21 protein-coding genes are annotated in these 18,886 nt (G+C 48.3%); 2 read left to right on the top strand and 19 right to left on the bottom strand.

Features of this window, described 5'->3' with window-relative positions:
• Window positions 1-19 precede the first annotated feature (19 nt).
• From HMPREF0980_RS16675 to HMPREF0980_RS16620, 12 genes are all read right to left on the bottom strand, one after another.
• On the bottom strand, window positions 20-1,297 hold the full coding sequence (locus HMPREF0980_RS16675) for a double-cubane-cluster-containing anaerobic reductase (protein ID WP_049730195.1): 1,278 nt from the start codon (window positions 1,295-1,297) through the stop codon (window positions 20-22).
• A gap of 163 nt (window positions 1,298-1,460) precedes the next feature.
• Window positions 1,461-2,615, bottom strand: a complete 1,155-nt coding sequence (locus HMPREF0980_RS16670; protein WP_049730194.1) for an aminotransferase class V-fold PLP-dependent enzyme — start codon at window positions 2,613-2,615, stop codon at window positions 1,461-1,463.
• Window positions 2,605-3,429 carry a tRNA pseudouridine(38-40) synthase TruA gene (truA, locus tag HMPREF0980_RS16665; protein WP_084002913.1) on the bottom strand — a complete coding sequence of 275 codons (825 nt, stop codon included), beginning with the start codon at window positions 3,427-3,429 and terminating at the stop codon, window positions 2,605-2,607. The genes HMPREF0980_RS16670 and truA overlap by 11 nt, the downstream gene beginning before the upstream one ends.
• A gap of 125 nt (window positions 3,430-3,554) precedes the next feature.
• On the bottom strand, window positions 3,555-4,379 hold the full coding sequence (locus HMPREF0980_RS16660; protein ID WP_049730193.1) for an energy-coupling factor transporter transmembrane component T family protein: 825 nt from the start codon (window positions 4,377-4,379) through the stop codon (window positions 3,555-3,557).
• Entirely contained in the window at window positions 4,376-5,230 is an 855-nt protein-coding gene (locus HMPREF0980_RS16655; protein WP_049730192.1) for an energy-coupling factor transporter ATPase, read from the bottom strand. The genes HMPREF0980_RS16660 and HMPREF0980_RS16655 overlap by 4 nt, the downstream gene beginning before the upstream one ends.
• Window positions 5,215-6,066, bottom strand: coding sequence for an energy-coupling factor transporter ATPase (locus HMPREF0980_RS16650; RefSeq protein ID WP_049730191.1), 852 nt, complete (start codon window positions 6,064-6,066; stop codon window positions 5,215-5,217). The genes HMPREF0980_RS16655 and HMPREF0980_RS16650 overlap by 16 nt, the downstream gene beginning before the upstream one ends.
• A 128-nt stretch (window positions 6,067-6,194) precedes the next feature.
• Complete coding sequence (locus tag HMPREF0980_RS16645; RefSeq protein ID WP_049730190.1) at window positions 6,195-7,133, bottom strand: DMT family transporter; 939 nt, start codon at window positions 7,131-7,133, stop codon at window positions 6,195-6,197.
• Between the two features lie 11 nt (window positions 7,134-7,144).
• A complete protein-coding gene (locus HMPREF0980_RS16640) occupies window positions 7,145-7,663 on the bottom strand; it encodes a peptidylprolyl isomerase (RefSeq protein ID WP_049730189.1) in 519 nt (172 codons plus the stop codon).
• Window positions 7,664-7,808: 145 nt separating this feature from the next.
• Window positions 7,809-8,420 (bottom strand): hypothetical protein, encoded by a 612-nt coding sequence (locus HMPREF0980_RS16635; RefSeq protein ID WP_049730188.1) that lies wholly within the window; start codon window positions 8,418-8,420, stop codon window positions 7,809-7,811.
• A gap of 227 nt (window positions 8,421-8,647) precedes the next feature.
• Window positions 8,648-9,079: a DUF6465 family protein gene (locus HMPREF0980_RS16630; RefSeq protein ID WP_049730187.1), complete on the bottom strand. Its 432-nt coding sequence runs from the start codon at window positions 9,077-9,079 to the stop codon at window positions 8,648-8,650.
• Between the two features lie 115 nt (window positions 9,080-9,194).
• Window positions 9,195-9,800 (bottom strand): hypothetical protein, encoded by a 606-nt coding sequence (locus tag HMPREF0980_RS16625; RefSeq protein WP_049730186.1) that lies wholly within the window; start codon window positions 9,798-9,800, stop codon window positions 9,195-9,197.
• 111 nt (window positions 9,801-9,911) lie between these two features.
• Entirely contained in the window at window positions 9,912-10,328 is a 417-nt protein-coding gene (locus tag HMPREF0980_RS16620) for a secondary thiamine-phosphate synthase enzyme YjbQ (RefSeq protein ID WP_049730185.1), read from the bottom strand.
• Between the two features lie 172 nt (window positions 10,329-10,500).
• Here HMPREF0980_RS16620 and HMPREF0980_RS16615 point away from each other — a divergent pair, with 172 nt between their 5' ends.
• Window positions 10,501-11,004, top strand: coding sequence for a hypothetical protein (locus tag HMPREF0980_RS16615; protein ID WP_049730184.1), 504 nt, complete (start codon window positions 10,501-10,503; stop codon window positions 11,002-11,004).
• Between the two features lie 136 nt (window positions 11,005-11,140).
• Here the strand turns inward: HMPREF0980_RS16615 and HMPREF0980_RS16610 are convergent, their stop codons facing one another.
• The 7 genes from HMPREF0980_RS16610 to HMPREF0980_RS16580 form a co-directional block, all read right to left on the bottom strand.
• Complete coding sequence (locus HMPREF0980_RS16610) at window positions 11,141-11,995, bottom strand: putative manganese transporter (protein WP_049730183.1); 855 nt, start codon at window positions 11,993-11,995, stop codon at window positions 11,141-11,143.
• A 158-nt stretch (window positions 11,996-12,153) separates the two neighbouring features.
• The gene (locus tag HMPREF0980_RS16605) at window positions 12,154-13,431 is read right to left on the bottom strand and encodes an L-cysteine desulfidase family protein (protein ID WP_049730182.1); all 1,278 of its coding nucleotides are present in this window, start codon (window positions 13,429-13,431) and stop codon (window positions 12,154-12,156) included.
• Between the two features lie 48 nt (window positions 13,432-13,479).
• Window positions 13,480-14,319 carry an NAD(+) diphosphatase gene (gene nudC / locus HMPREF0980_RS16600; protein ID WP_049730181.1) on the bottom strand — a complete coding sequence of 280 codons (840 nt, stop codon included), beginning with the start codon at window positions 14,317-14,319 and terminating at the stop codon, window positions 13,480-13,482.
• A 139-nt stretch (window positions 14,320-14,458) separates the two neighbouring features.
• Window positions 14,459-15,082, bottom strand: coding sequence for a cytidylate kinase-like family protein (locus tag HMPREF0980_RS16595; RefSeq protein ID WP_049730180.1), 624 nt, complete (start codon window positions 15,080-15,082; stop codon window positions 14,459-14,461).
• Window positions 15,083-15,178: 96 nt separating this feature from the next.
• Window positions 15,179-15,688: a CarD family transcriptional regulator gene (locus HMPREF0980_RS16590; protein ID WP_049730179.1), complete on the bottom strand. Its 510-nt coding sequence runs from the start codon at window positions 15,686-15,688 to the stop codon at window positions 15,179-15,181.
• A gap of 205 nt (window positions 15,689-15,893) precedes the next feature.
• On the bottom strand, window positions 15,894-18,053 hold the full coding sequence (gene feoB / locus HMPREF0980_RS16585; RefSeq protein WP_049730178.1) for a ferrous iron transport protein B: 2,160 nt from the start codon (window positions 18,051-18,053) through the stop codon (window positions 15,894-15,896).
• A gap of 8 nt (window positions 18,054-18,061) precedes the next feature.
• Window positions 18,062-18,301, bottom strand: a complete 240-nt coding sequence (locus tag HMPREF0980_RS16580) for a FeoA family protein (RefSeq protein ID WP_049730349.1) — start codon at window positions 18,299-18,301, stop codon at window positions 18,062-18,064.
• Window positions 18,302-18,410: 109 nt separating this feature from the next.
• Between HMPREF0980_RS16580 and HMPREF0980_RS16575 the strand changes: the two genes are divergently transcribed.
• A complete protein-coding gene (locus HMPREF0980_RS16575; RefSeq protein ID WP_049730177.1) occupies window positions 18,411-18,830 on the top strand; it encodes a metal-dependent transcriptional regulator in 420 nt (139 codons plus the stop codon).
• Window positions 18,831-18,886 lie beyond the last annotated feature (56 nt).

Genomic DNA, 18,886 nt, shown 5'->3' with positions numbered 1-18,886 from the left:
ACTTACCTTTCTCTTCTGCCTAAGCGTTGTTCAACATTTCAATAAATGCACTCACCCTTGTGCGGAGCTGCTGCGCATCGCTGTCTGTATAGTCCGTCTCAATGCCAAGGACCGGGATTCCTGCTTCTTTCATAGCCCGCTCAACAAAATAGCCTTCTGTGTCATACAGGCTGCAGAACTTCAGGTTGACATCGATGATGCCATCCACATTGTATTCCTTTGCAAGACGGAGTATATCTTTTATGCGGCCTTCGTTCGGCGTGAAGCAGGCACAGTTGATGTTCATGTAACGCTCTGCCAATGCCTGGATCTGGCCTTCCACCGTCATCTGGGACTCGTCCACCAGATTTTCAAAATAGCGGGTACCAGTACACATTTCTTCACAGACTACGGCACCGCCGCTTGTCTCCACGATATTATGCAGCTTCCAATTTGGAATTGCCAGCGGCGTACCGGTCAGCATAATCCGTTTTGTCCCGTCTGCCACCACGCTGACGCCTTTCTCTACACGCTTGTCTAGTTCATCGCAGAGCTGATTCGTCATTTCTGCAAACCGGGCCGGATCGTCGTAGAATGCAATCTGAGATATGAGCAGGGCATCACACCCGCTGACAGGAAGCTTTTCATTCTTCCTGAAATCATAGAGGCGCTGCAGCGCTTTCCTCTTCCCATTAATCAGACGTATGCCGGCGGCAAGCTTCTCTGCTGTCACCTTATTGCCGGTGAACGCTTCCACCTTTTCTTTAAATTCCTCAATCTCTTCCGCCCATGCCCTCACATCTTTGGCACGTTTCATCTGTGGAAGGTTCATCACATGTACCGGGACATCCTCGGACAGAATCTCCCATGCCTTTTTCTTACCGTCACATGTCGTCTCACCCACATACATGTCAGCAATCCTGAAAAACGGACAAGTACGGTCCAGCCTTGCACCCACGGACGCTTTTATCAGCGGACAAGTGTTGGTCGGCAGCACCTTCTCCCCGCCTGGAACCCAGAACTGCGAGCCGCCGCACAGGCCCGTGGCGATAGCGTCTGCTGCAAACACAATCTCATCCGGGACATACACACAGAACGTGCCGAATACCTTGCCCCCCTTTTTCTGATGTTCCATCAGTTCTGCCGGACGGACGCCGTGAATCTCGGCTACGACAAAGTTGAAATAATCCATCCCCTCCGGCCTGTTCTCCTGTGACAGGTATACGTCACCAAATGCCTGCGGCAGTACCTCACACAGCTGGTCATGCGTCTCTACATCCATCCCCAGATCTTTCCACATTTCATGATAATCAGCCATAATTTCCTCCTTTTTCGAAAGGGGTCAGACCCCTATGCACCATAGGGGTCTGACCCCTTTGACAATTTAATATAACCGTAACACTTTCCCCGTATCACAGCAATATAATCTGAAATTATAGCTTATTGTTTTTTTAATATGAATATTTAATTATTTGTCTTTTCTATATTGATAATAATTCTCTAAATGCGGAGACGCAGCAATCTATTTCTTCTATTTTATTGTCCGTACCGAACGCAAATCTTACGGTTCCCTGTGGATATGTATGCAATGACTTGTGGGCCATTGGAGCGCAGTGAAGTCCAACTCTCGTCATAATGCCATACTCTTGTTCCAGGCGGAAGGTAATGATGCTATTGTCCCGCCCTGTAAAATCCAGAGATATTACAGCTACTCGGTCTTGCATTCCTTGCTTTCCTTTGATACTCACGTCCGGAAGCTGTTTTACCTGTTCCAGAAAATAACCAGCCAGCTCCATCTTTTTCTTGTGTATCTTTTGAATCCCTTCTTTTTCTATGAAGGCCAGCGCTGCATGCAGTCCTATGATTCCAGGAAGATTCATCGTGCCGCTTTCATATTTATCCGGAAGCCGCCCCGGCATATCGAGCACGTCCGACTGGCTGCCAGTCCCCCCTGCTATGTACGGAACCATGTATTCGTCCAGTTCATCCGATATAAGGAACCCTCCGATTCCCTGTGGTCCAAGAAGACCTTTATGTCCTGTAAATGTAAGAAAATCGATGTTCATCTGCTGCATATCCACATCAATCGTTCCCGCACTCTGTGCGGTATCCACCACATAATAAAGGTGGTGTCTCTTACATATTTCACCGATGTCCCTGATTGGAAGGATTGTTCCACAAACATTGGAAGCATGCAGCATGATGACCGCCCGGGTGTTGTTTTTAACAGCTTTTTCCACATCCTCGGGCAGTACGTTGCCTTCTTCGTCCGTGTGTACCACCGTATAAGTAACTCCCTGTACTTCCATCTGCCTTAACGGACGCATGACCGCATTATGCTCCATACCGCTAACAAGTACATGGTCGCCAGATTTTAAAAATCCTTTTATAAAATAATTCAGCGAATACGTAATTCCCGGTGTAAATACCACCTGCCTCGAACTTTTCGCATGAAAGAGCCTGGCCAGCCTCATCCGCGTATCCAGAACCTTATCCGCGACTTCATATGCCCCCTCGTAGCTCCCTCTGTTAATGTTGAACGCACCTTGTTCCAAAAGTGCAGCTACAGCCTGCGAAACACCCGGTGCTTTAGGAAAAGATGTGCTTCCATTGTCAAAATAAATCTTATTCTCCATAGTCAATCCCCACCAATACAAGGCCATTTGGGGGAGCCGTCACTCCCGCCTCGGTCCTTTCTCTTGCCTCTAGTATCTCTCTGACCTTCTCAGGTTCGTAAAATCCCCGCCCTACCCGTATCAATGTCCCGGCAATGATTCGAACCATATTGTAAAGAAATCCATTTCCCGTAATCCGTATAACGATCTCAGGTCCGTCACAAATAATCTGCAGCTCTGTCACCGTCCGTACCGTGTCCTGCACATCAGTGCGCACATTGCAAAAACTGGCAAAGTCGTGCTCTCCCATGAGATACTCAGCTCCTTTTTGCATCTTCTGCACATCAAGGGGAAATGAAATATGCGTGCTTGTCCTTCTTCTGAGCGGATTCTTCACCGGGGCATTGTAGATATGATATTCATATGTCTTAACAACTACGTCCCTATATCGCGGATGCCAGCCGGATGGAACCTCCTCCGAGCGGATAATAACAATGTCTTCTGGAAGCTTCTGGTTGAGTGCATACGACATCCGTTCCGGCGGTATGGAAGATGTCGTGTCAAAAACAGCCACATTTCCGAGCGCATGAACCCCTGAATCCGTCCTGCTCGCACCTATAACATGGATATCCTCCCCTGTCAGCCTCTTAAGAGCCTTATTCAGCACCTCTTCAATTGTAATACCGTTAGGCTGAATCTGCCAGCCACAGTAATCCGTTCCGTCATAAGCAATAACCAGCCTGATACGCCTAGCACCGGCGGCCGGGTTGTTGGGGACGGAGATTTTTCGAATTTCCTCCGTCCCCAAATGAATTTGCCCTGTCCCTTTTTCCATTCTTATACCGTCCTTTGTCCCCATTTTCCACAATCATCGGCGGGTTATCCACAAAAATCCATTGGGGACACCCTGATTTTAATTGGGGACGGGGTTTTTCTAAAAAACCTCCGTCCCCAATTAGTTTAAAATATCCACACGTGCAGTGGCACGTATCTTCCTATCACGAACACAGCTGCAACGTAGATGACAACCGCCGCGTATGCGATGTAATCTCTGCTTTTGTATTGAAGCGGCTTCATCTTCGTCCTGCCTTCGCCCCCACGGTAGCATCTTGCTTCCATCGCCATAGCGAGGTCATTTGCACGGCGGAATGCTGATACGAACAAGGGGACGAGTATCGGTATCATATTCTTCGCCCGCTGTATGATATTGCCGTTCTCAAAATCTGCCCCTCTTGCGATCTGAGCTTTCATAATCTTATCTGTCTCCTCCAGCAGTATCGGTATGAAGCGGAGCGCTATAGACATCATCATCGCTACCTCATGCACAGGTACATGTATTTTGTTCAACGGATGAAGCAGGCTTTCGATTCCGTCCGTCAGCTCATTTGGTGTCGTGGTAAATGTCATAAGTGAAGATCCGATAATCAGATAGATAAGCCGTATGGCCATATAGACCGCGGTTCGGAGTCCTCCTTCTGTTATAGTAAAAATCCACGCATGAAAGAGTACATCCCCGTCTCTCGTAAGAAACAGGTTGAACAGCACCGTTATGAGCAGAAGCATTATTATTGGTTTTAACCCTTTTACAATAAAGGATATCGGAACCCTGGACAACTTTATCACTGTTATAAGAAATAAAGTAGCAACAATATATCCAGGTATGCTCTTAAATAAAAATAAAGAAATAAGGTACAGCAAGGTAGACACCAGTTTGACCCTCGGATCCAGCCGGTGCAGTATACTTTTTGCAGGATAATATTGTCCTATCGTAATGTCTCGAATCATCGTCTGCTCTCCAATGCCTTCATAATTTCATCCGCAGCCTCCGCCACTGTCGTTACATCTGCTCTCACATCAAGCCCTTTCTTCTGAAGGTCATGCATGATATAGGTCACCTGCGGCGCCGCCAGACCTACCTTCTCAAGTTCAAGATAGTGTGAAAAAACTTTCTTCGGCTCATCGTTATACATCACAGCACCTTTATTCAGCACGATGATGCGGTCTGCATATCTTGCTATATCCTCCATACTGTGGGAGACCAGGATGACCGTCATATCCGTCTGTCTGTGCAGATAAGCAATCTGATCCAAAATATCGTCTCTGCCCTTGGGGTCAAGCCCCGCTGTCGGCTCATCCAGTACGAGCACTTTAGGTCTCATAGCCAGAACCCCCGCAATTGCAACACGCCTTTTCTGTCCGCCGGACAGCTCGAAAGGGGATGATTTGTAATACTTTTCTTTCAGCCCGGTGAGCTGTAACGCTTCCAGAGCCCTCTTCTTACATTCCTCCGGAAGAAGCCCCTGATTCTTAGGGCCGAAGCATACATCTGCCATGACATCCACCTCAAAGAGCTGATGCTCCGGATACTGGAACACAAGACCGACCTGGCTCCGAAGGGCACGCATATCATATCCTTCCGCATATATATTTTCATCATTATAATAAAGCGCCCCGTCTGTCGCTTTGATCAGTCCGTTCAGATGCTGTATAAGTGTTGACTTGCCGGAACCGGTATGGCCGATTATGCCGACAAACTCTCCATCGGATATTTCAAGACATATATCCTTAAGCGCCTGCTTCTCATAAGCAGTTCCCGGACTGTATACATAATTCAAGTGTTCTAACCTAATTGACATAATGCCTCCACCAATTCTTCTTTCCTTAAGATGCCGCCAGGAAGCGGAACTCCCCGTTTCTTCAGTTCATCGGCTAATATGGCCGCCTGAGGCACATCAAGGCGGTATTTCTTCAGTTCGTCCACCTGGGTAAATATTTTCCTCGGCGTTCCTTCCATCACGACACGGCCGTGGTCCATCACAAATATCTTGTCTGCATCCACAACCTCATCCATATAGTGGGTAATCAGGATGACTGTGACATGCTTTTTCCGCCTCAGTTCCTGCACTGTCTTCAATACTTCTTTTCTTCCAACCGGATCCAGCATAGCTGTCGGCTCATCGAGCACGATACATTTCGGCTCCATGGCAACGACACCAGCTATGGCAACGCGCTGCTTCTGTCCCCCTGACAGCTTGTTCGGCGAATGGCTGCGGTACTCGATCATCCCGACCGCCTTCAGGCTCTCTTCTACCCGTTTCCATATCTCCTGTGTGGGCACGCCGAGATTTTCAGGACCAAAGCCCACATCTTCCTCAACGACAGTCCCAATAATCTGATTATCCGGATTTTGAAAAACCATTCCCGCTGACTGGCGTACGTCCCATAGCTTTTCCGGATCTCTCGTATCCTTTCCATTTACCCACATTGTTCCTTCCGTCGGTACCAGTATGGCATTGATGTGCTTGGCAAATGTAGACTTGCCGGAACCGTTATGGCCTAAGACCGCGATAAACTGCCCTTCTTTCACATCTATGTCCACCTCGTCTATAGCCCGGGATTTTCCGATAACGTTGCCTTCCTCATCCCGCTTTTCATATTCAAATACTAGTTTTTCGGTCTGAATCATATCCATAAGGCACAGGCCCTCCATCTTGTATACACAATTACTGTTCTTAATTGTACGTCAAGAAGTGGCTTTTTGCAAGGTACAGTTTCATCCAAATGCATCATGCCACTACGAGTATAAAAAAAACAGGCTCCCTAAGAAACCTGCTTCTTCTCCTTAATATTGGGCATTTCCATTCCATTTACGATTAAGATGCCGATACTGACACATACGAGAGCCGCAAGATTTTTCAATGAGACAATCTGTTCTTTCAGAATAACTGCCGACAGGAATACGCCGAATATCGGGATGCTGAATCCAAATATTGCAACCTTGCCGACCGTATTATATTTCAGCAATATCGTCCACACGCTGAAAGCGACGGCCGACAGCATAGCCATATATATGAGAAGTGCCAGCGACTTGCCGTCAAAACCTTCGATATGTCCTCCTGCCACAAAGCCTGCAGCCATAATGATAAAGCCGCCGAACAAAAGCTGATAGGCCGTGATAGTCATCGCACTCTCCATATGGGATATTTTTTTCATGATAACAGTACTGATTCCGTAAATTACAGTACAAATCAAGACCATGCCTTCCCCTTTAAGCGAAAATCCATTTCCCCAGGCACCGGGCTCAAGATTGATGATTACTACCCCAAGAAACCCTATGACGCAGCCTGCTCCCTGTTTCCACGTCAGCTTTTCTCCTTTAATTAGAAGAGGAGCAGCCAAAATAGATACAAACGCGTTGGCCGCATTTATGACAGAACCTTTCGTCCCAGTCGTATAAGCCATTCCAATATAAAAAAATACATATTGTAATGTCGTCTGCGTCAGTCCCTGCCTCAGCACGTATGGCACCGAAGACTTTTTCATGAGAAGGAAACGTCTTTCCATGATGCAGCCCATGATAAAGGTTAGAACCCCTGCCAGAAAAAAGCGGTATCCGGCAAATAGTATCTGGCTCCCCGTCGTCTCGATGTGCAGCCATTCATAGCCTGTCTTAACGCAGGGGAACGCGCTTCCCCATAAAGCACAGCAAAGCAGCGCGAGGAGCCCCCGCACTGCCGGTTTTTGTAACGTCCGTTCCATTTTATGCCTTCCTATGCCCGCTCCGGCTCTGCATAATCAATACCATCCGTGTCTACAGTGACCTTTTTCATCTTCTGCTCTTCAAGCGGCCTGTCGCTGTAGTCCGTATCTGTAGCTGCAATTCTATTCACCACATCCATTCCATCGATAATCTTTCCAAAAGCAGCGTAGGCACCATCAAGGTGCGGAGAATTCTTGTGCATGATAAAAAACTGGGAGCCAGCAGAGTCAGGGTGCATCGCTCTGGCCATAGAGAGAACGCCTTCTCCATGTTTTAAATCATTCGTGAAACCGTTCTGGCTAAATTCTCCTTTGATATTATATCCCGGTCCGCCTGTGCCAGTCCCGTCGGGGCAGCCGCCCTGAATCATAAATCCACTGATTACACGGTGAAAGATAAGGCCGTCATAATAGCCCTTGCTTACAAGTGAGATAAAATTATTTACAGTATTCGGCGCAATATCCGGGTATAATTCCGCTTTCATCACGTCGCCGTTTTCCATTTCAATAGTAACGATTGGGTTTGCCATATTCATACCTCTCCTTTTCCTAAACTTACCAGCCCATTGTATCACAGGGACTGGCCAGATTCAATTGGGGACGGAGGTTTTTTCATTTTCCTCCGTCCCCAATTCATTTTTCCATGTCCCCAATTGAATTTGGGGTGTCCCTGCTTTATTTGTATACAATCAATCCGCCCTTTTCCTCATAGCCGGTGTCCCACAGTTCCCGGAGGGATATTCGCGTCGCCTCCCCGTATGTCGCTGTCACGATCTCAAGGTCATCTTCTTTTTCTTCATAACCGACTACGAGGAACCAGTGCCAGATAAAGTCTTTGAACTTCTGGTTCTTGTGTCTCAGCATTAGGTATGGCACCGGATACCCGGCGTCTATCTGATGTCTGATTACCTGTGCCGCCTCTACGAAAGAGCTGTTCCCGGGCAGAACGTCCATCTCAAGCTTTATATCGCATCCTTTCTTCATATTTACATCATGTATATAGCGGCCCAACCCGTCTACATACCATTCCGGCTTTTTCACCCCGCCCGCTCTCGGCCTGATATAAGGTTTCATAATCTGGCTGAACTTCTTGTAGTCTCCGACCGTCAGCCTGTCATAGTCAAAAGGATACAACTCTTTCATACCGGCCCGGCTGGCAAAATAGATACAGCTGTCACAGGCCGTCGCTGCCCCGCATCCGCCTATATTCATCACCACGTTGGTAAACCATTCCTGATTGCCGCCAAAGGCGCCTTCTATTGTAAAATAATCCAGTTCTCTTTTCATGTCCTCACCTTTTCTCCTATAATGCCGGTTTCCCGTATATACCTGCGTGGAATAGAATAACATATCCAATAACAAATCCGCAATGTGCTGTAGTTATTATATGCAATTTATTGCAAAATGTCACATCGGCAGCTCTTTTTCCGGAAAAACAAACGCAGAGGTGGTTCCATAAAAAAAGGAGGTGCCCTTAATGATAAAAGCATCTCCCTCTTTCTATTGCCTGTTCGTTAAAATGCAACCGCTCCAGTATCAACGCCGTTAATCACATAATACACAGCGCCTTCTTCCGGCTTTATGTAAAGCTCCATGGTCTTGATGTCCCCTACTTTCCTGCCTGATTTCGTCCATGCTTTCTTAACTGCTGCAACCATATCTTTTTCTTCCACCTGCTTGCCGTAATATTCCACAACAGTATTCACCTTAATCTCTTTTTTCACTGCAGGTTTCTTTGCTGTAGTCTTCTTAGCTGCGGTCTTCCTGGCTGGCGTTTTCTTTTCCGGCTCTGCCTTTGCTGCCTCGGCCTTTTTCACAGGCTCTGCTTTCACGGCCTCTGCCTTCTTTACTGTTTCCGCTTCCGCTTTCACAGGTTCTGCTTTTACATCCGCAGGCTCTGTTTTGGCAGCGGTTTCCTGTTTCTTAGTTACTGTTTTTGTAGCCATATTTATTCCTCCTATATTTCTTAAGCCTCATCCTCTTCAGTTGTGAATATTATATCACACCTAATGAGAAATGCAATTCTTAATCTTCGACGTATGACGACTAATTATGCACGTCCTACTCTTCCCCTTCGTATTCCTCAGCCATAGATTTGGAATCTCCGCTCTCGATAACTTCCTGCGTATCCTTGTTGATGAACTGTACTGTCGTGTTAATCTCTTCCTCTGGGACAAGGTTCATGCCCTGGTACATGTTTCCCGCCGCATACATCACAAGCGCGCCGAAAGACTGCAGCCCGCCGTAAGTTGCAGAATCTACCATAATCTTAAACTCCGTCACATCATCATTGTAAGTAATCTCCGTAAAAGAGGAATAATTCTCTTTGTCCTCCAGAAGTTCCGTGATAGATTCGTCAATCCCCTTTTTCATCTCCTTCAAAAGCTTTTCATGCGTGGACTTGTCCATCTTATATGTCACAGATCCGTCATCGTTGACCGTCACTTCCTTGACGCCTTCCGCCTTTGCCTCTTCATTAATGTCCGCCATTCCTTCTTCATCAAAAAATGATGCTGGCAGCGTAAGCTCGATATCCTTCTCCTCTTTCTTAACCGTCTCCTCTTTTTTGTCTTCCTTCTTCTCTTGCTTCTTGCTGTTTCCCCCGCAAGCTGTCAGCGAAAATACCATCAGCGCCGCCATGCAGATTAATAAAACTTTCCTTCTCATAATCTTCCTCCTCATAATTTGCTCTCTTTCACTGCCGAAATTCTGTCCGGCATACAGATACCAGTTTTGCAGAAAACATCCGATTTGTCAAATTCTGGCCTTTCGGCTGCATTAATCTCCGATAATCTTAATCAGTACCCGTTTGTCACGCTTTCCGTCAAACTCAAAATAGAATATCTGCTCCCAAGTCCCGAAATCAAGCTTCCCGTCTGTGATGGCGACAACCGTCTCCCGTCCCATGATGGTACGCTTCAGATGTGCGTCCGCATTGTCCTCATAGCCATTATGCCTGTACTGGCTGTATGGCTTTTCCGGCGCAAGCCCCTCCAGCCACTTTTCATAGTCCTGATGGAGACCGCTCTCATCATCATTGATGAATACGCTCGCAGTGATATTCATCGCATTGACGAGCACCATCCCTTCTTTTATACCGCTCTCATTGACTGCATCCTGCACATCGTGCGTAATATTCACTAGGCCCCTTCTTGACGGAAGGTGAAAATGCAGCTCTTTCCTATAAGATTTCATATGCCATCCTCCTGTTATCAAACTTCTGTTCCATCATATAAACTCTGCGCCAAATTGTCAAACCCACAAATAGCATAATAATAAAAGGAACAATTTCGACAGAAAGTTTGAATTAAAGGCCCAAACCTGTTATGATATACGCATATTCTATTACTTACAGGAGGTACTAAAGATGAGCGAAGAGATAAAATCCGAAGAACTCACCGGGAAAGAGACAGCAGAAAAAATCGAAAGTGCCGTAGATATAGCTGCAGACGACACCGGCAGCGCTGAAAAACCGAACACTACAGAGGGCACCGGCAACGCTTCTGAGAAACCGGAAACAGAGGCCGGCAAACCGACTATGGAATATGAAGAAGCTTATCAGCGCATATATAAAGATATCCTGGAGCATCTGCGCAGCTTCTCCCCTTCTGACGAAATCGCATACCGTATTACGGAAGAACATATCACAGAATATCTGGAGGGCAGCCGCCAAGAAAAGCACCAGGAATATAAAGAACGCCGTGACAAGCGCTTGCTGTCGGCTCTGAAACTGATAGCAATCCTCGTCTGTATCATCATGATCGTATGGTTCCTCAAGGATAGCCAGGCAATACTCGTCAATATCCTCTATATCATCGGCGGACTGATTGCACTGTGGATCTGGAAATACCCGCACAACAAGGATGAATAGGCGGACTGCCTTAAAAATGACAGGAGAAGCACATGCCGGTAAAGGCATAAGCTTCTCCCTTTTTCTATTTCCAGAACATACCGGCAGCAGACAGGGACACTGTCTTCCGGCAGCTGCCGGCCGGCTGCAGAAGCCTTTACCGGAAAAAGCCCGCCAGTTCAAGCACGATGCCCGATATAATGCCTACTGCCGTCAGCACGGCTAGTATCTTCATATTCTCTCTTCTGTGCCGGTTCACCTTGAACAGGACTACGAGACCGACTCCTGCCCCGGTACACAATCCCGCGATTACCGATGCAAATGATATGGCACCGTTCAGATAGAGCTGAGTGAGTATGACCGATGCCGCGCAGTTTGGAATCAGACCGATGACAGCTGCAATGACCGGCTGAAAGATTGTATTGCCAAGCAGTACCTTTGAAAGTTCATCTATTCCAAACACTTCTATGCAGAAATTAAGAAGCCCGGTAAAGATAAACAGATATATAAATATCTTCACCGTATGGTTCAGCGCCGGTCTGAGGATACCGCCTTCTCCTTCGCATCCGCAGCCGCTGCACAGCTCTCCGCTTTTTTTCTGCACTGCGATGCCCCGTGAAAGAAACGCATCCGTCACATAACCGGCAATCACTGCGATGACCACCTTCGTGAGAAGCAGAAACAATACATCTTTCCCCCGTCCCGGATTGCTCAGGATAATGAGAACCGCCTCATCTGACGTGGCAATGAATACAGATAATAGTGTACCGACTGAGATTATCCCGCCTGCATAGAGGTTGGAGGCAAGGACAGAAAATCCACACTGTGGGACGCAGCCGGCTGCCGCTCCGACTACCGGTCCTGCCTTTCCCACTCCTGCAAGGAGCCTGGCTGTAAAATCGCTGGAATAATACTCCAGCGCCTCAATGAGGACAAAAGCGGCGAACAAAAAGGGCAGCATCTTCAGACAGTCCAAGGCCGTATCTAATAATACATCTTTTAATAACATCATCTTACATTCCACTCCCGCATCCAAGTTAAGTATTCATTTTATATTCTTTTCCGCTTTTTTGCAAGGGCAGAAATTCGACTTTCTGTCAGCAGTTGCCCGTATCGACATAATCCAGGTACTTAGAAGCCTCATCCGCAAGCCTGCATGCCGCAGTACATTCACTCTTCTACCATTATCTTGATAATCTCTTCGTTCGTCTCCCGCATGCCTTCTTTACCGAGGCGGCCGACATTCTTTATCGTAGCCTCCACTCCTTTTGTCACTATGCCGTCTCCGCCATAGAACTGCTGTCCGTTCGTATACATATAGTACCCAAGTATGCCGGCATCCACAGAGGAGGCAATCTTGGCCGCACACGATGCCTTGGCGCCGTCACATACGATGCCGGACACGATTGCAAGCGCATTCACCACCGTATGAATCACTTCCTCATACCCGCCGCTGCACAGATAGGCAATCCCGGCTCCCGCGGCCGCGCCGGCGCTGACTGCCCCGCAGTAGGCGGACAGACGCCCGATTCCGGTCTTCTGATGTATGGCCACGAGATTAGAAAGAGCAAGCGCACGGTACATCTTCTCTTCACTTACCTCAAGTTCCTTCGCATATTCTACGACAGGAATGGAACATGTGATTCCCTGGTTGCCGCTTCCTGAATTGATGACTACCGGAAGTTCACAGCCGTTCATACGGGCATCCGAACCGGCCGCTGCTTTCGCCTTCGCCCTCGTCTTGATGTCGCTGCCGTACGTGCTCAGAAGCACGCTGCCTATGTTGGCGCCATAGTCCCCTTTCAGCCCTTCTTCAGATATGGCGGTATTATATGTCACCTGCTGATCCAGCACTTCCCGCACATCTTCTATGTCAAGCGACTGGATGAAGTCCCAGATGTCCTCCATGTTCAGTATGCTCCTGTCCGTCAGCCCCTCCTCTTTCTCACTTTCTACAGGAGTTTCCAACCGCTTTTCCCCGTTCTTTTCTATGAGGACGATATTCGTGTGGTAGTTCGCGATACGGACTTTGGCATAGTCGTTCCCTTTATACTCAGTGACGATGATGTCAAATGTGATTCCATTGTCCACATGTACCACCTTCATCTCCGTCCTCTCCAGAAACGCCCGCATCTCGCGAATCTCTTCCTCTGACACCTCAGAGATGACTTCCAGCTCCCGTTCCGCCTTGCCGCCTATGATTCCTGCTGCCGCTGCCGCAGGAATCCCTTTCAGGTGATTCGTGTTCGGCACTATCACACTCTTTACATTCTTGATGATGCTCCCGCTCGCCTCGACAAGCACTTTATCAGGCACTTCCCCAAGTACCTCTCTCGCCCTGGCAGCAGCGTATGCAAGCGCAATCGGTTCCGTGCACCCCATTGCCGGAACAAGCTCCTCTTTCAGTATCTGCACATACGATTCGTAAATCTTATCCTCTCTTTTCATACCTCTTCCTCCGTTTCCATATCTTACCGTTTCTGTATCTTACCCCCACTACATCTCTCTGTTTTTAAACCTCATAATCATCTCGTTCGTCAGGCTTAACCCTGTAGCCGCCACAGGGATATCCTCCCGCTCGAACCACTCTGCCAAAGCCAGCTCATCTTCGTCAAGCGTAATATCCTCAGCCCCGTCCAGCTCGGCGTAAAAGCCCAAAAGAAGCGTATCCGAAAAGGACCACGGCTGGCTTTTATAATATGTAATGTTCTTCACCTTCAGTCCCACTTCTTCCATAACCTCACGCCTCACCGTGTCTTCTATCGTCTCCCCAATCTCGGCAAAACCGGCCAGCAATGTATATTTTTTGAACTCCCGGTTCGCATACTTAGACATCAGAAGACGGTTCCCGTGTGTCAGGCCGATGATGACAGCGGGCATGATCTTCGGATATTCCACATTGCCGCATGACGGGCACTTAAGCATACGCTCCTTCGCATCGCGTTCCGTTCTGCTGCCGCATCTTCCGCAGAACCTGTGTCCGCTGTACCAACGGTACAGCTGAGCCCCGGTTATGCCGGCAAACGCTAAATGCCGAGGCATCGCGGTGCGGAATATCTCCGTATCCTCCATCGTAAACTCCTCTGATTCATAGAAGCCGATTCCTTCCCCGAGGTAAAAGCGCTGCCCATCTATAGAAAACAGATACGTATAGTCCTCATACAGCCCTTCCGTATACGGTTCCATCTCCTGAAAGGCAGGAAAGGCTATCTCATTCTGACCGGTCTTCCTCACAAGCACTTTTCTTCCACTGTAACATAATAGAAAGCTCGCGCCGTCCGGCGCCTCTGGCTTGTACTCATTGGAAAACCGGCATGGCTCAATGTCCTGTATCATGATCCTTGCTCTCCTTCTAAATTATATTTCCTAATACATTATACCTTAACATCCGGCGAATGTTCAATACGTATCTCCCATATCGAAAAAGGGGCCAGACCCCTTTACACAGGAATCCGGCCCTCATGTATTCATTTGGCTATCCGATGCCTTCAAACAGAGAGGCGAGAATATCAACCGTCTTGCCAAGCCCGAGACGGCTCACATTGAGGACAAGCTGATAGGAAGATGCTTTCCCCCAGTCCTCGCCTGTATTCGTCTCGTAATAGTATTTTCTCTCCCGGTCTATCTTCTTAATCTTTTCAGCTGCCTTCCGCTCTGGTATCTCCTGCAGCTGCGATATCCTCTTGACCCGGTCCTCCTTATCCGCACAGATAAACACGCTGATACAGTTCGGACAGTCCTGAAGGACATAGTCCGCGCATCTGCCTACAACAACACAGGGGCTCCTCTTTGCCAGCCTGCGGATAATCTCGGACTGCGCTTTATATACCCGCTCGCTGAGAGGCCGCATATAATCCTCAGCGTTCATGTAAGCAACGTAATCACCAGGACCTGTGATATAAGATGCCAGAAAGCTGCTGAGTGCTGTCTCATCTACTTCTCTTGCGGCCTCCTCGCTGATATCCAGTTCCCTGGCCGCCATCTCCACCAGATTGTGGTCATAAAGCGGTATATCCAGCCTCTTGGCGAGACGCATTCCGATCTCACGCCCCCCGCTTCCACATTGACGCCCGATTGTAATAATAACATTATCCGTCATACTGCCCACTCCTTCCTTTCAGCCTGCAACAATACACATCCGTCCCGTTTTCTTATCTATATTATACCTCTTCACGGAAGGAATTCCAATAGCTGATTACTTCTCAAGCACCCTTATCCTGTTGATGATAAACTCCTCCACGTCCTCCTTCTTCATCCTGAGGGCAACTGCCAGTTCCCCATACAGGTTATCTTCCGCCATGTGCAGAAAGCGCTCGTCTCCCGCCGTAACTTTCTTGCCTTGTGCAATCCTGGCCTGCCTGCGGTGATAGATTGTCTTGATTATCTTAACCCATTCACGGCAGTCATACTTATAGAGGGCCTCCTTAAACGACAGTTCCCTCTTCTTCTCATCCTGAATCCACAGCGCGTCGATATCCTTTATATTGTCCACCAGTTCATTGGCATGCTCTCTCGATATGACAGGACGCATGATAATCTTGTCATTATCCACAGGCACATAGGTCCTGCTGTTGCTGTCATATACAGGCACGAGCGTATAATAAAGCCTCTTTTTTGCAGCACCGCTGATATCAATCGGCCCTACAGCCTCTACAGTGCACACGCCATATTTTCCACAGATGATGTGGTCTCCTATCTGGAACATCCTATCACTCCAATCACTCAGATAACACCAGGCTTACAAAAATGCCAGAAGAACATGCAGCTTCTTCTGGCATTTCCTTTTCATTGTTCACTTTTATTTTACTACCTTGCGCCCGAATTTTCTAACTATTTTTTTCAGGTATTCTTTTTTTCAGTAAAATGCACAACTTTCAGGCCTTCGCCTTTTGTTACATTTCACCAAACTGTCACATCACGAGCAGCGCAGCCCGGGACACGAGAAAGCAGAACAGCATCCCTGTCACCGTCGGAATAAGGAACGCCGCCGCCATCCATTTGATTCCCCCTGTCTCTTTTCTTATCGTAAGCAGCGTTGTAGAACACGGCCAGTGCATGAGGGAAAACAGCATCGTGCAGACGGCTGTGACCCACGTCCAGCCATTGTCAACAAAGAGCTGGTGCATCTGCGTAAGGCTATCCATCTCCAAAATGCTTCCCTGTGCCGTATACGCCATGATGATAATCGGTATTACGATCTCATTGGCCGGAAATCCAAGTATGAATGCCATGAGGATTACCCCATCGAGCCCGAGCAGCCTGGCAAACGGATCGAGAAAGCCACAGCAGCGTGTCAGCAGGCTTATACCACCTGCATCAACATTTGCCAGCAGCCATATGATGAGTCCCGCCGGTGCTGCCACGACAACCGCCCGGCCAAGGACAAACAGCGTCCTGTCAAATATAGAGCGGACGATGACCTTTCCTATCTGCGGCCGTCTGTAAGGAGGCAGCTCTAATGTAAAGGAAGATGGGACGCCTTTCAACAGCGTCTTGGATAACATCCCCGAGACGAGGAATGTCATCAACACTCCGAGCACAATGACAGCGGTCAGCATTAACGCTGCCAGTAAAGTGGAACCCGGTCCGCCATTTGTCCCGATAAAGAACATTGTTATCAGTGCTATCAGCGTAGGAAACCTTCCGTTGCACGGAACGAAGTTGTTCGTGAGCATCGCAATCAGCCGTTCCCTTGGAGAATCGATGATGCGGCAGCCGACGATGCCTGCCGCGTTGCACCCAAATCCCATGCACATACTCAAGGCCTGCTTGCCGCAGGCGCAGCATCTTTTAAACGGTTTGTCAAGATTGTACGCTACCCTTGGCAGATATCCTGCATCCTCAAGCAGTGTGAAAAGGGGGAAAAAGATGGCCATCGGCGGAAGCATGACAGATACGACCCACGCCAGCACCCGGTACACGCCTTGTATAAGCATACCGGCTATCCAGCCCGGCACCCTCATATGTATACACAGCTCCATCAGCCTATCCTGTATCCAGAACAGCCCCTCAGACAGAAGCTGTGAAGGATAATTGGCACCTGTTATCGTCAGCCAGAGGACGAATGCCAGAAGCGCAATCATGACAGGGTAACCTGTTCTGCGGCTGGTCAGAACGGTATCCAGCTTTTTATCCATGCCGCTGTAGCCTCTCCCCCCACACTGTACCGCCGCCCTGCTGATGTCCTCTGCCTGCTTTACGATGGCCGATACAATCATATCTTTCAGCCCATTCCTGTCAATCCCCTTCTCTTCCAGCAATGCATATGCTTTATCCAGCGCTTCGGCTGTCTCTCTCTCTTTTGTAATGTCTGTTCCGAATGCTGTCTCTAATTCCTTCAAAAGGGAGTCGTCACCTTCCAGCAGCTTCAGGGCCAGCCACTTAGACGACGGGCTTTTGCGCCCGCTTCTTTTTATCACGTCCGCGGCGGCCGGCATGACGATGGCCGCCGCCTGCTCTATCTCATCAGGATAGCTGATTTCGACCGGAGTGCGGGTTCTTTCATTCCCGTCTGCCACATCATCCATCTTGGCAAGAAGGGAATCCAGACTTTTTTTCTCACGCGCCACTGCACCCACGACCGGAACACCCAGTCTCTTTTCCAATACATCGAGGTTTACCCGAATCTGTTTTCTCTCCGCTTCATCCAGTAGATTTACACAGACGATGACACTGTCGCATATCTCAATCGTCTGAAGCACAAGGTTCAGGTTCCGCTCCAGGCATGTGGCGTCACAGACGACGACCACTTCATCGGCGCCCCCAAAACAGATAAAGTTCCGTGCAACTTCCTCTTCCGCCGAATGGGCCATGAGGGAATAGGTGCCGGGAATATCTACGAGCACATAAGAATGTCGTTGCGAACTGCACAGGCCCTGGGCATTTGTCACCGTCTTTCCAGGCCAGTTTCCCGTATGCTGGTTCATCCCCGTAAGACCGTTGAACACCGTACTTTTCCCCACATTAGGATTACCGGCCAGAGCAACCACCTTTGTATCCTGGGACGGCTTTCTGATAAGAAGCGCTCTGCCGGCCGCCCCTTTTCCTGTCGATTTATTTGTAAGTCCCATCTACACCGTCACCTCTGCTCATGGATTGTTATACGAGTGCTGTCTTCCGAACGGATAGCTATCACGGCTCCCCGTATCAGATATGCGGAAGGATCTCCGCCCGGACTGCGTCCGACACATTCTACGAGAGTCCCTTCTACCAGGCCGATGTCCAGAAGCCGCCTGCGGATACTTCCATCTGACAGGAGCTGTTTTATAACCGCGGTCTGACCCGGTTCTATCTCATTCAGACATACTTCCCTGTTCATAAAATTCACCACCATCTCATACAATTTAGTCTAAGGAAACTTTCTTTCCTACTACCAGAGTATTGAAAAATTTATATTTTGTTACAAACTTTATGACAGGAGATAGAGAATGGAAGATAATTTCTACACGCAGAAAGGGTATGAGCTGAATTGCCATGAAGATTTGACTGCATCTATGGAGGACTATCTGGAAATGATATGCCGGATGCTGCTGGAAAAAGATGTCGTCCGTATACAGGAGCTCTCCGGGCAATTGCACGTAAAGCCGTCCTCCGCCTCCAAGATGGTCGGGACACTGAAGGAAAAAGGATACCTCAAGTTTGAAAAATACGGGTATCTTACCGCAACAGAAAAAGGACGGGAAGCCGGTAATTATCTGCTTTACCGCCATGAAGTGCTCCATCGCTTCCTCTGCCTTTTGAACGGCACGGAAAATGAGCTGGAGCAAGTGGAGAAGATTGAGCATTACATAGATAAAAAAACGATTGGAAATCTGGCACGGCTTATGGACCGGCTTCCACAATTATAAAAGTCCCGAAACCAGTTACACAAATCCGGTTCCGGGACTTTCTACACCTTTCTCTT

Source organism: Dorea sp. D27 (assembly GCF_001185345.1).
Lineage (GTDB): Bacteria > Bacillota > Clostridia > Lachnospirales > Lachnospiraceae > Extibacter.
This window is presented reverse-complemented; position numbering and strand designations above follow the sequence as displayed.